General features: G+C 65.0%; 6 protein-coding genes and 3 pseudogenes. 3 read left to right on the top strand and 6 right to left on the bottom strand.

Annotated elements, in window-relative coordinates; genetic code table 11:
- Window positions 1–3 precede the first annotated feature (3 nt).
- From nqrE to BAY1663_RS15245, 6 genes and pseudogenes are all read right to left on the bottom strand, one after another.
- On the bottom strand, window positions 4–612 hold the full coding sequence (gene nqrE, locus BAY1663_RS15270; protein ID WP_037042363.1) for an NADH:ubiquinone reductase (Na(+)-transporting) subunit E: 609 nt from the start codon (window positions 610–612) through the stop codon (window positions 4–6).
- A complete protein-coding gene (locus BAY1663_RS15265; RefSeq protein WP_177325813.1) occupies window positions 612–1286 on the bottom strand; it encodes an NADH:ubiquinone reductase (Na(+)-transporting) subunit D in 675 nt (224 codons plus the stop codon). Before BAY1663_RS15265 ends, nqrE begins: the two co-directional genes overlap by 1 nt.
- Window positions 1283–2077: a Na(+)-translocating NADH-quinone reductase subunit C gene (locus BAY1663_RS15260; protein ID WP_037042358.1), complete on the bottom strand. Its 795-nt coding sequence runs from the start codon at window positions 2075–2077 to the stop codon at window positions 1283–1285. The genes BAY1663_RS15265 and BAY1663_RS15260 overlap by 4 nt, the downstream gene beginning before the upstream one ends.
- Window positions 2070–3279, bottom strand: a pseudogene (locus BAY1663_RS15255) (NADH:ubiquinone reductase (Na(+)-transporting) subunit B). Before BAY1663_RS15255 ends, BAY1663_RS15260 begins: the two are co-directional and overlap by 8 nt.
- Before the next feature lie 3 nt (window positions 3280–3282).
- Window positions 3283–4620: a Na(+)-translocating NADH-quinone reductase subunit A gene (locus tag BAY1663_RS15250; protein WP_037042355.1), complete on the bottom strand. Its 1338-nt coding sequence runs from the start codon at window positions 4618–4620 to the stop codon at window positions 3283–3285.
- Between the two features lie 332 nt (window positions 4621–4952).
- Window positions 4953–6403: pseudogene (locus BAY1663_RS15245) on the bottom strand (glyceraldehyde-3-phosphate dehydrogenase).
- Between the two features lie 159 nt (window positions 6404–6562).
- Between BAY1663_RS15245 and mfd the strand changes: the two are divergent.
- The 3 genes and pseudogenes from mfd (at window position 6563) to BAY1663_RS15230 (ending at window position 13813) form a co-directional block, all read left to right on the top strand.
- A pseudogene (gene mfd, locus BAY1663_RS15240) lies at window positions 6563–9999 on the top strand (transcription-repair coupling factor).
- A 9-nt stretch (window positions 10000–10008) separates the two neighbouring features.
- Window positions 10009–10527: a CsiV family protein gene (locus tag BAY1663_RS15235; protein WP_037042352.1), complete on the top strand. Its 519-nt coding sequence runs from the start codon at window positions 10009–10011 to the stop codon at window positions 10525–10527.
- Between the two features lies 1 nt (window position 10528).
- Entirely contained in the window at window positions 10529–13813 is a 3285-nt protein-coding gene (locus BAY1663_RS15230) for a DEAD/DEAH box helicase (RefSeq protein ID WP_128576324.1), read from the top strand.
- Window positions 13814–13918: the final 105 nt, after the last annotated feature.

The raw sequence follows: 13918 nt of genomic DNA, 5'->3' as shown, positions 1-13918 counted from the left end.
TCCTTACAACTGTACGCCAGAGAAAGACATGAAGCCGAGCGACATCAGTCCGATGGTGATGAAGGTGATGCCCAGACCCTGCAACCCATCCGGAACGTCGCTGTACTTCAGCTTCTCGCGAATACCGGCCAGCAAGGCGATCGCCAGCGCCCAGGAGGCACCGGAGCCAAGGCCGTAGACGACGCTCTCGCCCAGGTTGTAGTCGCGCTCGACCATGAACAGCGTGCCACCCATGATGGCGCAGTTCACGGTGATCAGCGGCAGGAACACGCCGAGGGCGTTGTAGAGGCTGGGTACGTATTTATCCAGCAGCATCTCGAGAATCTGCACGATCGCCGCGATCACGCCGATGTAGCTCAGCAGGCCGAGGAAGCTCAGATCCACTTCCGGCAAGCCGGCCCAGGACAGCGCCCCGGCCTTGAGCAGGTAGGTATAGATCAGGTTGTTGGCCGGCACGGTGATGCTCTGCACCACAATGACCGCGATACCCAGGCCGATGGCGGTTTCCACCTTCTTGGAGATGGCGATGAAGGTACACATGCCGAGGAAGAACGCCAGGGCCATGTTCTCGATGAACACGGCGCGGACGAACAGGCTGATGTAATGCTCCATTAGTAAGCCTCCTTGTTCGAGACTTGCGGCGCCATTCTGAAGGCAGGCTTCTCGACCTGCTCCTTCTTCCAGCTACGAATGCCCCAGATGAACAGGCCGATGAGGAAGAACGCCGAGGGCGGCAGCAGCAGCAGGCCATTGGGTTGATACCAGCCGCCGTCGTTGACGACCGGCAGGATGGTGTAGCCCATCAGCTTGCCGGCACCGAACAGCTCGCGGACGATGCCCAGCGCGATCAGCATGGCACTGTAGCCCAGACCGTTGCCGATACCGTCGAAGAACGACAGCAGCGGCGGGTTCTGCATGGCGAAGGCTTCGGCCCGGCCCATGACGATACAGTTGGTGATGATCAGGCCGACGAACACCGACAGCTGCTTGGACAGCGAGAAGGCATAGGCCTTGAGCACCTGGTCGACGACGATAACCAGCGACGCGATGATCACCATCTGCACGATCATGCGGATCGAGTTGGGGATCTGGCTGCGGATCATCGAGATGAACAGGTTGGAGAACGCAACCACCAGCGTCAGCGCGACGGACATCACCAGCGCGGTGTTGAGGTTGGAGGTTACCGCCAGCGCCGAACAGATGCCGAGGATCTGCAGGCCGATGGGGTTGTTGTTGAAGACCGGATTGAACAGGACTTCTTTGACAGTGGGTTGCGACATGATCAAGCCTCCCCAGCGCGCAGGTTAGCGATAAATGGACCGAAGCCGTTCTCGCCCAGCCAGAAGTGCAACAGGTGATTGACCCCGTTGCTGGTCAGGGTTGCACCGGCCAGGGCATCGACCTGATGGCCGGCCTTCGGACTCTGCGGGTCTACACCGCCCTTGACGATCTGCACGGCCAGCTTGCCGCTGTCGTCGAACAGCTGCTTGCCCGGCCACATGCCGCGCCATTTCGGATTGTCGACCTCGCCGCCCAGGCCGGGGGTCTCGCCATGTTGGTAGAAACCGAAGCCAGCCACGGTGTTCAGGTCGCCCTTCACGGCCATGAAGCCATAGAGGGTGGACCACAGGCCGTAACCGCGAACGGGAAGGATCAGCGTATCGATCTCGCCCTCGCCCTGCCCTTCGACGATATAAACGGTGCTGTAGCGCTCGCGGCGCTTGATGGAAGCGATGTCCTGTTCAGCCGGAAGCACAGCGGACAGCGCGGGGTCCTTGGCCGCCACCAGCGGATCGAAGGTCTTGGCGTCGAGTTCATCGCTGAACTTGCCGGTTTCCAGATCGACCAGACGGGCAACGATGCGCTCGTTGAACAGTTGTTTGACCTGACGGCTGGACATACCCGCCTCACCCAGGCCGGCGATGGCCAGGATGCTGCGCTGCTTGTCCAGCAGACGGTTCTCTTGCTGGGTCGGACGCAGCGCCACGGCGGCACCGGCCACGAAGATGGAGCACACCAGGCAGACCAGCAGGGCTACCGTCAGCGTACGGACGGTGGATTCTTTCTGACTAGACATTACGTGCCAGCCTCCGCTTGATATTGGCCTGAATGACGAAATGGTCAATCAGCGGCGCACACAGGTTGGCGAACAGGATCGCCAGCATCATGCCTTCCGGGAAGGCGGGGTTGACCACACGGATCAGCACGACCATGACACCGATGAGAATGCCGAATACCCATTTGCCGGTGTTGGTCATCGAGGCAGAAACCGGATCGGTCGCCATGAAGATCATGCCGAAGGCGAAACCACCGACGACCATGTGCCAGTACCAGGCATGCCGAACAGCGGATTGGTCTCCGAGCCGATCAGGTTGAACAGGTAGCTCAGGCCGATCATGCCGAGCATCACGCCGGCGACGATGCGCCAGGAGGCGATCTTGCTGACCAGCAGCACCGCGCCGCCGATGAAGATGGCCAGCGTGCTGGTTTCACCGATCGAGCCATGCATGGTGCCGATGAAGGCGTCCATCCAGGTGATGCCGTTGTTGATCACGTTCTCCATGCCACCGGCGAAGCCAGGCTCAGCGCGGTCGCGCCGGCATAGCCATCGACGGCGGTCCAGACCGCGTCGCCGGACATCTGCGCCGGATAGGCGAAGAACAGGAACGCACGGGCGGTCAGCGCCGGGTTGAGGAAGTTCTTGCCGGTACCACCGAAGATTTCCTTGCCGATCACCACGCCGAAGCTGATGCCCAGCGCCACCTGCCACAACGGGATGGTCGGCGGCAGGATCAGCGCGAACAGCACGGAGGTGACGAAGAAGCCCTCGTTGACTTCATGCTTGCGGATCGAGGCGAACAGCACTTCCCAGAAACCACCGGCGATGAAGGTCACCGCATAGATCGGCAGGAAGTAGGCGGCGCCCTGGATGAAGTTGTCCCACAGGCTGTTCGGGTCGAAGCCGGCGAGCGCACCGACCAGGCCGAAGCGCCAGCCTTCCTGGGCAGCCAGGAGTTCCGGGCTCTGGGCGAAGATCAGGTTGGCCTGATAGCCGGTGTTCCACATGCCGAAGAACATCGCCGGGAAGGTGCACAGCCAGACGGTGATCATCATGCGCTTGAGGTCGATGCCGTCGCGCACGTGAGCGGTGGTCTTGGTGACGCTACCGGGACGATAGAGGAAGGTGTCGGCCGCTTCGTACAGTGCATACCACTTTTCGTACTTGCCGCCCTTTTCGAAGTGATGCTCGATCTTGTCGAGGAATGCGCGGATGCCCATGCCTTAACCCTCCTTCTCGATGCGGGTCAGATTGTCCCGCAGGATCGGGCCGTATTCGTATTTGCCGGCACAGACATAGCTGCACAGTGCAAGGTCCTCTTCGTCGAGTTCCAGGCAGCCGAGCTTCTGCGCCACCTCGGTGTCGCCCACGATCAACGCGCGGAGCAACTGGGTCGGCAGGATGTCCAACGGCATCACTTCTTCGTAGTTGCCCACCGGCACCATGGCGCGCGGGCTGCCGTTGGTCGAAGTGGAGAAGGCAAACTTCTTGCCCGCCATCAGTTTGGAGATATAGATGTTGAGGATCGAGTGCTTGTCGACACCGGCGCGCATGTAATGCAGCATCTCGCGCTCCTTGCCCTCATGCAGGCAGGACACCTGCTGGTGGTAGCGACCGAGGTAGGCGAAGGCGCCATGGGCGGTGCGACCACCGAGCAGCGAACCGGAAACCACACGATTGGCGCCCGGCTGCAATTCGCCAGCGGTCAGCTCGTCCAGGTTGGCACCCAGCCGGGTGCGCAGCAGTCGCGGATTTTCCACGACCGGACCAGCCAGGGACACCACGCGCTCGACCGCCAGACGGCCGCTGGTGAACAGCTTGCCAATGGCGATCACGTCCTGATAGCCGACGGTCCAGACGCTTTTGCTGGCACTCACCGGATCGAGGAAATGGATATGGGTGCCGGCCAGGCCCGCCGGATGCGGGCCATCGAAGGCTTCGACCTGCACCTTGGCGAGCGACTCGCCCGGCAGGGAGGCGCCCGGGGCTTTGCACAGGAACACCTTGGCCAGGTTGCCCAGCACCTTGAGGCCAGCCTCGAAGGCTTCGGCTTGTTCGGCGATGATGACCGCCGGATCGGCGGCCAGGGGATGGGTGTCGATCGCGGTCACGAAGATCGAGCGAGGCACCGCATCGATCGCCGGAACCTTGCTGAACGGCCGCGTGCGCAAGGCGGTCCACAGGCCGGATTGCTGGAGGTTCTCGCGAACCTGCTCGCTGCTCAGGCTGTCCAGCTGAGCGGGCGAGTAGGAAGCAAAGGTGATTTCCTCATCGCCATCCAGGTCGATGACCACCGATTGCAGTACGCGCTTCTCGCCACGGTGAATGGCGCTGACGACGCCGGCCCCAGGGGCCGTGTAGTGGACGCCCGGAGACTTCTTGTCGGAAAAAACAATTTGCCCCAGCTGGACCCGATCACCGACCTGAACTGCCATGGTCGGCTTCATGGTCGGATAGTCGAAGCCAATCACGGCGACGCTGCGCACGGGCCTGCCGGCCTCGATACGCTGCGCCGGCCCACCGGCTATGGGCAAATCAAGCCCTCGTTTTATATTGATCATCGGTTTGCCTAACCACTGATTTTAGAAAGCTTTTTTTGCAGGCCCAGCGGCATGGCGCAAAGTAGGATTGCGCCGTACGCGCCAATGAGATATTGGCGCGACACCATGTCGCGGACCCAGGTAAAAATCCGCCCGATTATAGAGGTCGTATGCCTTGACTGGCCACCCAGGTATTGCGGATTTTTGACTCGAGACAAGAGAAGCAAAATTATCTGCGCCGCACATCTTTCCCGATCCCGGGCCGCTCAACCTCGCTGGATAGCGCTCGAACCGGCATGCCAGAAACGCGAAACGGGAGCCAAGGCTCCCGTTTCTGCTTGCCGCCGCGATGCTTAGCGCGGGAAGGCCGGCGGGTTGACCCCAGCCATGTCTTCCATCACGCGCACCACCTGACAGCTGTAGCCGAACTCGTTGTCGTACCAGACGTAGAGCACGACGCGGTTGTCGTTGCAGATGGTCGCCTCGGCGTCCACCACGCCGGCATGGCGCGAACCGACGAAGTCGGTCGAGACCACTTCCTGCGAGTTGACGAAGTGATCTGCTTCTGCAGGTCCGAGTGCATGGCCATCTGGCGCAGGTACTCGTTGATCTCCTCGCGACTGGTGGCCTTTTCCAGGTTCAGGTTGAGGATGGCCATGGACACGTTCGGCGTCGGCACGCGGATGGCGTTGCCGGTCAGCTTGCCTTTCAGTACCGGCAGCGCCTTGGCCGCCGCGGTGGCCGCGCCGGTCTCGGTGATCACCATGTTCAGCGCGGCGCTGCGACCACGACGACTGCCCTTGTGGAAGTTGTCGATCAGGTTCTGGTCGTTGGTGTAGGAGTGCACGGTCTCGACGTGGCCGTTGACGATGCCGTACTGGTCATTGACCGCCTTGAGCACCGGCACGATGGCGTTGGTGGTGCAGGACGCCGCGGAGATGATCTTGTCGTCGGCGGTGATATCGCCGTGGTTGATGCCGTGGACGATGTTCTTCAGCTCGCCCTTGCCCGGTGCGGTCAGCACCACACGAGCCACGCCCGGGCACTTGAGGTGCTGGCCCAGACCTTCGGCGTCGCGCCACTTGCCGGTGTTGTCGACCAGCAGGGCGTTCTCGATGCCGTACTGGGTGTAGTCCACCGAGGCCGGATCGTTGGAGTAGATCACCTGGATCAGGTTGCCATTGGCGGTGATGGTGCTGTTTTCCTCATCGATGGTGATGGTGCCGTCGAACGGCCCGTGCACCGAGTCGCGACGCAGCAGGCTGGCGCGCTTGACCAGGTCGTTGTCGGCGCCCTTGCGCACGACGATGGCGCGCAGGCGCAGGCCATCGCCACCACCGGTCTTCTCGATCAGGATGCGCGCCAGCAGGCGGCCGATGCGACCGAAACCGTAGAGCACCACATCGGTGCCCTTGCGCGCGGAGGAGGCATGGCGCTTGTCGGCCACTTCGGCCAGTTCCTCACGCACGAACTGCTCGAGGTTGCGACCGTTGCCGGCTTCCTTGTACTTGGCCACCAGCTTGCCCAGGTCCACCGAAGCGGCGCCCAGGTTCATCTCGCTCATGGTCTTGAGGATCTGGAAGGTGTCGTGCACCGACAGCTCGGCCTCATCGGCGATGCGATGGCGCGCGAAACGATGAGCCTTGAGGATGGCGATCACCGAGCGATTGATCAGGCCACGCCCGTAGATCGAAGTCACCACGTTGTTGTTACGGTACAGCTGACCAATCAGCGGAATCATCGCTTCGGCGAGGGCTTCGCGGTCAATCCATTCACCAAGACACTGGTCGGGCTTCTGAGTCACGGGCAGTTCCTTCCAACATGTAGGGGCTGAGAAAAGGGGCTACATTATGACGGCGCACCCTAGCGCCGGCAATCTGCAGCGGACGAAACACTGACAGCCGAGCGCCTCGATAGTTACAATCCCGGCGGCCTATTTTTTCGATCGGAGCCACGCCCACTCGTGTCCGTCTTGCGCCTTCCGCCTCTGCCTGCCGCCAGCGGCAAGCAACACTGGGGCAATCTTCCAGGAGCCGCGCTGAGCCTGGCGATTGCCGAAGCTGCCAGCAACGCCAAACGCTTCACCCTCCTGCTCACTGCCGACAGCCAGAGCGCCGAACGCCTGCAGGAGGAGCTCGCCTTCTTCGCCCCCGAGCTGCCGGTGCTGCACTTCCCCGACTGGGAAACGCTGCCCTACGACCTGTTCTCGCCGCACCAGGACATCGTCTCCCAGCGCATCGCCACGCTCTACCAGTTGCCCGAGCTGAACCATGGCGTGCTGGTAGTGCCGATCACCACGGCCCTACACCGGCTGGCGCCCAAGCGCTTCCTGCTCGGTTCGAGCCTGGTGCTGGACGTCGGCCAGAAGCTGGACGTCGAGCAGATGCGCCTGCGCCTGGAGGCGGCCGGCTACCGCTGCGTCGATACCGTCTACGAGCACGGCGAGTTCGCCGTGCGCGGCGCGCTGATCGATCTTTATCCCATGGGCAGCACCCTGCCCTATCGCATCGACCTGTTCGACGACGAGATCGAAACGCTGCGCACCTTCGATCCGGAGAACCAGCGCTCGATCGACAAGGTGGAGTCGATCCGCCTGCTGCCGGCGCGCGAATTCCCGCTGAAGAAGGAAGCAGTGACCGGTTTCCGCGCGCGCTTTCGCGAGCGCTTCGACGTCGACTTCCGCCGTTGCCCGATCTACCAAGACCTCTCCACCGGCATCACCCCGGCCGGTATCGAGTACTACCTGCCACTGTTCTATGAAGAGACCGCCACGCTCTTCGACTACCTGCCCGAAGACAGCCAGGTGTTCTCGCTGCCCGGTATCGAACAGGCCGCCGAGCAGTTCTGGACCGATGTGCGCAACCGCTACGAGGAGCGCCGCGTCGATCCGGAACGGCCACTGCTGCCCCCCGCCGAGCTGTTCATGCCGGTGGAAGACTGCTTCGCCCGGCTCAAGCGGTGGCCGCGCGTGGTCGCCAGCCAACAGGACGTCGAGCCGGGCATCGGCCGTGAGCGCTTCGCCGCGCAGCCACTGCCGGAGCTGGCCATCGAGTCCAAGGCCAGCGAACCGCTGGGCAAGCTGCGCCAGTTCCTCGAACACTACCCGGGCCGCGTGCTGTTCACCGCCGAGTCCGCCGGTCGCCGCGAAGTGCTGCTGGAGCTGCTGGCCCGCCTCAAGCTGCGCCCGCAGGAAGTCGAAGGCTGGCCCGAATTCCTGAGCAGCGACGAGCGCCTGGCGATCACCATCGCCCCGCTCGACGAGGGCCTGCAGCTGGACGACGTGGCGCTGGTGGCGGAAAGCCCACTGTTCGGCCAGCGCGTCATGCAGCGCCGGCGCCGCGAGAAGGGCCGCGATGCCGGCGACAACGTCATCAAGAACCTCACCGAGCTGCGCGAAGGCGCGCCGGTGGTGCACATCGACCACGGCGTCGGCCGCTACCAGGGCCTGGTCACCCTGGAGATCGAGGGCCAGGCGCAGGAATTCCTCCTGCTGCAGTACGCCGACGAGGCCAAGCTCTACGTGCCGGTGGCCAGCCTGCACCTGATCGCCCGCTACACCGGCAGCGACGACGCCCTCGCCCCACTGCACCGGCTCGGCTCCGAGCAGTGGCAGAAGGCCAAGCGCAAGGCTGCCGAGCAGGTACGCGACGTCGCCGCCGAGCTGCTCGACATCTATGCCCGCCGCGCCGCCCGCCAGGCTATGCGTTCAGGGATCCGCAACTCGACTACGAGACCTTCAGCGCCGGCTTCCCCTTCGAGGAAACCCCGGACCAGCAGGCCGCCATCGACGCGGTGCGCGAGGACCTGCTCGCCGCCAAGCCGATGGACCGCCTGGTCTGCGGCGACGTCGGCTTCGGCAAGACCGAGGTCGCCATGCGCGCGGCCTTCATCGCAGTGCACAGCGGCAAGCAGGTGGCGGTACTGGTGCCCACTACCCTGCTCGCCCAGCAGCACTACAACAGCTTCCGCGACCGCTTCGCCGACTGGCCGGTGCGGGTCGAGGTGATGAGCCGCTTCAAGTCGGCCAATGACGTGCAGAGCGCCATCGCCGAGCTGGCCGAGGGCAAGATCGACATCCTCATCGGCACCCACAAGCTGCTGCAGGGCGACGTCAGGTTCAGCAACCTGGGGCTGGTGATCATCGACGAGGAACACCGTTTCGGCGTGCGCCAGAAGGAACAGCTCAAGGCCCTGCGCAGCGAGGTGGACATCCTCACCCTCACCGCGACGCCGATCCCGCGCACGCTGAACATGGCCGTGGCCGGCATGCGCGACCTGTCGATCATCGCCACCCCGCCGGCGCGGCGATTGTCGGTGCGTACCTTCGTCATGGAGGCCAACAACCCGACCATCAAGGAAGCATTGCTGCGTGAGCTGCTGCGCGGCGGCCAGGTGTACTACCTGCACAACGACGTCAAGACCATCGAGAAGTGCGCCGCCGACCTCAAGGAGCTGGTACCCGAAGCGCGCATCGCCGTCGGCCACGGGCAGATGCGCGAACGCGAGCTGGAACAGGTGATGAGCGACTTCTACCACAAGCGCTTCAACGTGCTGGTGGCCTCGACCATCATCGAGACTGGCATCGACGTGCCCAGCGCCAACACCATCATCATCGAGCGCGCAGACAAGTTCGGCCTGGCCCAGCTGCACCAACTGCGCGGCCGCGTCGGGCGCAGCCACCACCAGGCCTACGCCTACCTGCTCACCCCGCCGCGCAAGGCGATGACACCGGATGCCGAGAAGCGCCTGGAAGCCATCGCCAACGCCCAGGACCTCGGCGCCGGCTTCGTCCTGGCGACCCACGACCTGGAGATCCGCGGCGCTGGCGAACTACTCGGCGAGGGCCAGAGCGGGCAGATCCAGGCGGTCGGCTTCACCCTCTACATGGAAATGCTGGAAAGGGCCGTGAAAGCCATCCAGAAAGGCGAACAGCCGAACCTGGAACAGCCGCTGGGCGGTGGTCCGGAGATCAACCTGCGGCTGCCGGCGCTGATCCCCGAGGACTACCTGCCGGACGTGCACGCGCGGCTGATCCTCTACAAGCGCATCGCCAACGCCGCCGACGAAGACGGGCTGAAGGAGCTGCAGGTGGAGATGATCGACCGCTTCGGCCTGCTGCCCGAGCCGACCAAGAACCTGGTGCGCCTGACCCTGCTCAAGCTGCAGGCCGAGAAACTCGGCATCGTCAAGATCGACGCCGGGCCGCAGGGCGGACGCATCGAGTTCTCCGCCGACACCTCGGTCGACCCGATGGTGCTGATCAAGCTGATCCAGGGACAGCCCAACCGCTACAAGTTCGAAGGCGCCACGCTGTTCAAGTTCCAGGTGCCCATGGAACGCCCGGAGGAGCGCTTCAACACCCTCGAGGCCCTGCTGGAGCGCCTCGCGCCCAACGGATAAGGATGCCGCATGTCGTCGCTACGCTGTCTCGCCCTGCTGGCCATGCTGGTCGCGCCCCCGGCATTGGCGGATACGCTGTACCGGGTCGAGCTGCTCCTGTTTCGCCACGGCGCGCCGCTGGAAGCCAGCCAGCGTGCGCCCTACGACTGGATGCGCGACGCGCTCCCACTCGCGGCTGCGAACGAGCGCGCGCCGACTCTCGGCGAAGTGGCAGCCAGGCTGGAGGCCAGCGACGGCTATCGGGTGCTGCTGCACCAGGCGTGGCAGCAGCCGCTCGGCGAGCGCGGCGTGCGGCTTGCCTTCAGCCAGGGCGAGCCACATTTCGAGCATTTCCCCCTGCAGGGCGCCCTCGGCTTGCGCCAAGGCCGCTGGCTGGAGGTCGATGCACGCTTCTGGGTCAACCGCTTCGGCGAATACGGCCAGCTGCTCGGCAGCCAGTACCTGCGGCAGACGTTCCAGCTGCGGCCCGGGGAGCTGCGTTATATCGACCATGACAGCCTCGGTCTGCTGATCAAGGCGAGCCGCTGAAATGCCCGGCCGCTTTCTCGCCCATCTGCCGCCGACCTGGCGCCTGGCGTTTTCCGAGAACGCCCTGGCCCGGGGGCGGCAGTATGCCGAGGAGAATCGCGTCACCCTGGTGCGCGAAGACGAGCAGTTCGTCGAAGCGACCTGTCGCGGCTCGGGCGCCAAGCGCTATCGGCAGTCGCTGATGCTCGGCAAGGGCGACAGGCTCAGCTGCGTCTGCAGTTGCCCGGTCGGCCTGAACTGCAAGCATGCGGTGGCGGTCATCCTCCACCTCGAACGGCAGGCGCAGTATTCCCACGACGAGGCTCCCGGGCAGGCCGGCGACCAGTTGCCGGACACCGTGCGCCACTGGCTTTCGCAATTGCCCCGCGCGCTGGGTGACGATAGCCCGCAGGCGCCGTCGCAATGCCTGCATTACCTGATCAAGCCGGACGTGTATGTCGCGGTCTTCAAGGTGCGCCTGCGCAAGGATGGCTCGATCGCCTCACGCGAGCCATACCATGCCATGCGCGAGGCCGCCTTGCGCCAGCCGCGCTTCATGCAGCCGCTGGACCTGCACATCGCCGCGCTGCTGGCGTTCTCCCCCGGCAGCGGCAGCGGTTTCAGCCTCGGCGGCGAGAACGGCGGCGAAGCCCTGCGCCTGCTGCTGGAAAGCGGCCGCGCCTTTCTCGACTGGAATCGCCCGCCGCTCCAGTCAGGAAGGAAGCGTACGGCCCGCTTCGACTGGAGGCAGCGGCACGGCGCCTTCCAGCCCAACCTGGAAATGGACGGCGCCGCGGCCGAGGCGCTCACGGCCGTGGACCCGCTGTACTACCTCGACGAGGCATCCAACGAGATCGGCCTGATCGATCATGGCCTGTCGCCGTCGCTGGCCCGCCACCTGCTCGAAGCGCCTTCGGTGCCGCCCAGCCAGGCGGGGCTGTTCAGCCTGTCGCTCAACGAGATCGCCCCGCAGCTGCCGGCTCCCGCCAAGGCCGAGGAGCAACGCATCGATGATCTGCAACCCATCGCCCGCCTGGCGCTTGGCAGCCACCAGTCACTCGTCTACCAGCCGGCCAGCGGGCGGATGGTCAACGAGCAGCAGCATCGCGCCGGGCTCAGCTTCGTCTACGGCAACCGCGCCACGCACGGCAAGCTCAAGGGCGAACAGCACCTGCGCCAGGCCGAGGGCGGCCGCGTGCTCAGCATCGCCCGCCAGCCGGAAACCGAACAGGCACTGCGCCAACGCTTGCAGCAACTGGGCTTCCGCCCGGCCCTGCGCCAGAGCCAGGCCCTGCCCAAGGATTCGGCGGAAATGTTCGAGCTGCCGAGCGAAAGCGCCTGGCTGCACTTCGCCCAGGAGCAGTTGCCGGAACTGCGCCGGCAGGGCTGGCAGATCGCCATCCAGCCCGGTTTCGCCTACGACCTGGCGCCAGTGGACGACTGGTACGCCGAGCTGGACGAATCCCCCGAGCACAGTTGGTTCGACCTGCAACTAGGCATCATCGTCGAGGGCGAACGCATCAGCCTGCTGCCGGTCCTGCTCAACGTGATCCGCCGCAACCCCGCCCTGCTCGCCCCGCAGAACCTGGCCCAGCGGGCGGACGACGAAATGCTGCGGGTACCGCTCGGCAGGCACAGCGCGGTGGACGATCGCCCACTGCAGGTGCTGTTGCCCTTCGGCCGCCTGAAACCCATCCTCGCCACCCTCGGCGAACTCTACCTGCGCGACCAGCCGAGCGACGACAGCCTGCGCCTGCAGCGGCTCGATGCCGCGCGCCTGGGAACGCTCGAAGCGCTGCCGTTCGTCTGGCACGGCGGCGAGCAGTTGCGCGATTTCGCCCGCCGCCTGCGTGACTTCGCCCAGCAGCCCTGCGCGGCGCCGGAAAGCCTGAACGCCACGCTGCGGCCCTATCAGCAAGACGGCCTGAGCTGGATGCAGACCCTGCGCGCCCTCGGCGTGGGCGGCATCCTCGGCGACGACATGGGGCTGGGCAAGACCCTGCAGACCCTCGCCCACCTGCTGCTGGAAAAACAGGCCGGGCGCCTCGACCGCCCCTGCCTGGTGGTCATGCCCACCAGCCTGATCCCCAACTGGCAGGACGAGGCGGCGCGCTTCACGCCACAGCTGCGCGTGCTCACCCTGCACGGCAGCGCGCGCCAGCGGCACTTCGAGCGGCTCGCCGAGCATGACCTGCTGCTGACCACCTACGCCCTGCTGCCCCGGGACATCGAGCGGCTGGCCGAGCAACCGCTGCACCTGCTGGTGCTCGACGAGGCGCAGAACATCAAGAACGCCACCAGCAAGGCCGCCCAGGCCGCCGGCCGGCTCGATGCACGGCAGCGCCTGTGCCTGACCGGCACGCCGCTGGAAAACCATCTCGGCGAGCTGTGGTCGCTGTTCCACTTCCTCATGCCCGGCTGGCTGGGCGATGCCAAGGCGTTCAACCGGACCTATCGCACCCCCATCGAGAAACACGGCGACAGCGAGCGCCTGCAGCACCTGGTCGCCCGCATCAGGCCCTTCCTGCTGCGCCGGCGCAAGGAAGACGTGGCCCGCGAGCTGCCGCCCAAGAGCGAGATCGTCCATTGGGTCGAACTGAGCCCGGCGCAGCGCGACCTGTACGAGACGGTGCGCCTGGCGATGGACCGCAAGGTACGCGAAGAAATCGACCGCAAGGGCCTGGCACGCAGCCAGATCGTCATCCTCGAGGCCCTGCTCAAGCTGCGCCAGGTCTGCTGCGACCTGCGCCTGATCAAGCACGAGGCGAACCGGGCAGCGCGCGGCGGCAGCTCCGGCAAGCTGGAAAGCCTGCTGCAAATGCTCGAGGAGCTGCTGGCCGAAGGGCGGCGGGTGCTGCTGTTCTCGCAATTCACCTCGATGCTCGCGCTGATCGAGCAGGAACTGCAGCAGCGCGGCATTCCCTACGTGCAGATCACCGGCGAGACCCAGGACCGGCGCGACCCGGTGCGGCGCTTTCAGAGCGGCGAGGTGCCGCTGTTCCTGATCAGCCTCAAGGCCGGCGGCACCGGGCTCAACCTGACCGCGGCCGACACGGTGATCCACTACGATCCCTGGTGGAACCCGGCGGCGGAGAACCAGGCCACCGACCGCGCCCATCGCATCGGCCAGGACAAGCCGGTATTCGTCTACAAGCTCATCACCCGCGGCAGCGTCGAGGAAAAGATCCAGCAACTGCAGCAGCGCAAGGCCGAACTGGCCGCCGGCGTGCTGGACAGCGGCGCCCAGGGCGACTGGCAGTTGCAGCCAAGCGACATCGACGCATTGCTCGCGCCGCTGCCGGGCTGACGGCTGGAAGCTGGAAGCTGGAAGCTGGAAGCTAGAAGCTAGAAGCCCAAAGAGCATCGCCCCGAGGTCGGGCCTCCCACAAGAGCAGCCTGTGCACGCCGTCCC

This window comes from Pseudomonas sp. BAY1663, assembly GCF_000582595.1.
Taxonomy (GTDB): Bacteria; Pseudomonadota; Gammaproteobacteria; order Pseudomonadales; family Pseudomonadaceae; genus Stutzerimonas; species Stutzerimonas stutzeri_AF.
Note: the sequence above shows the minus strand (reverse complement) of the source record. Positions and strands in the feature narration are given on the sequence as shown.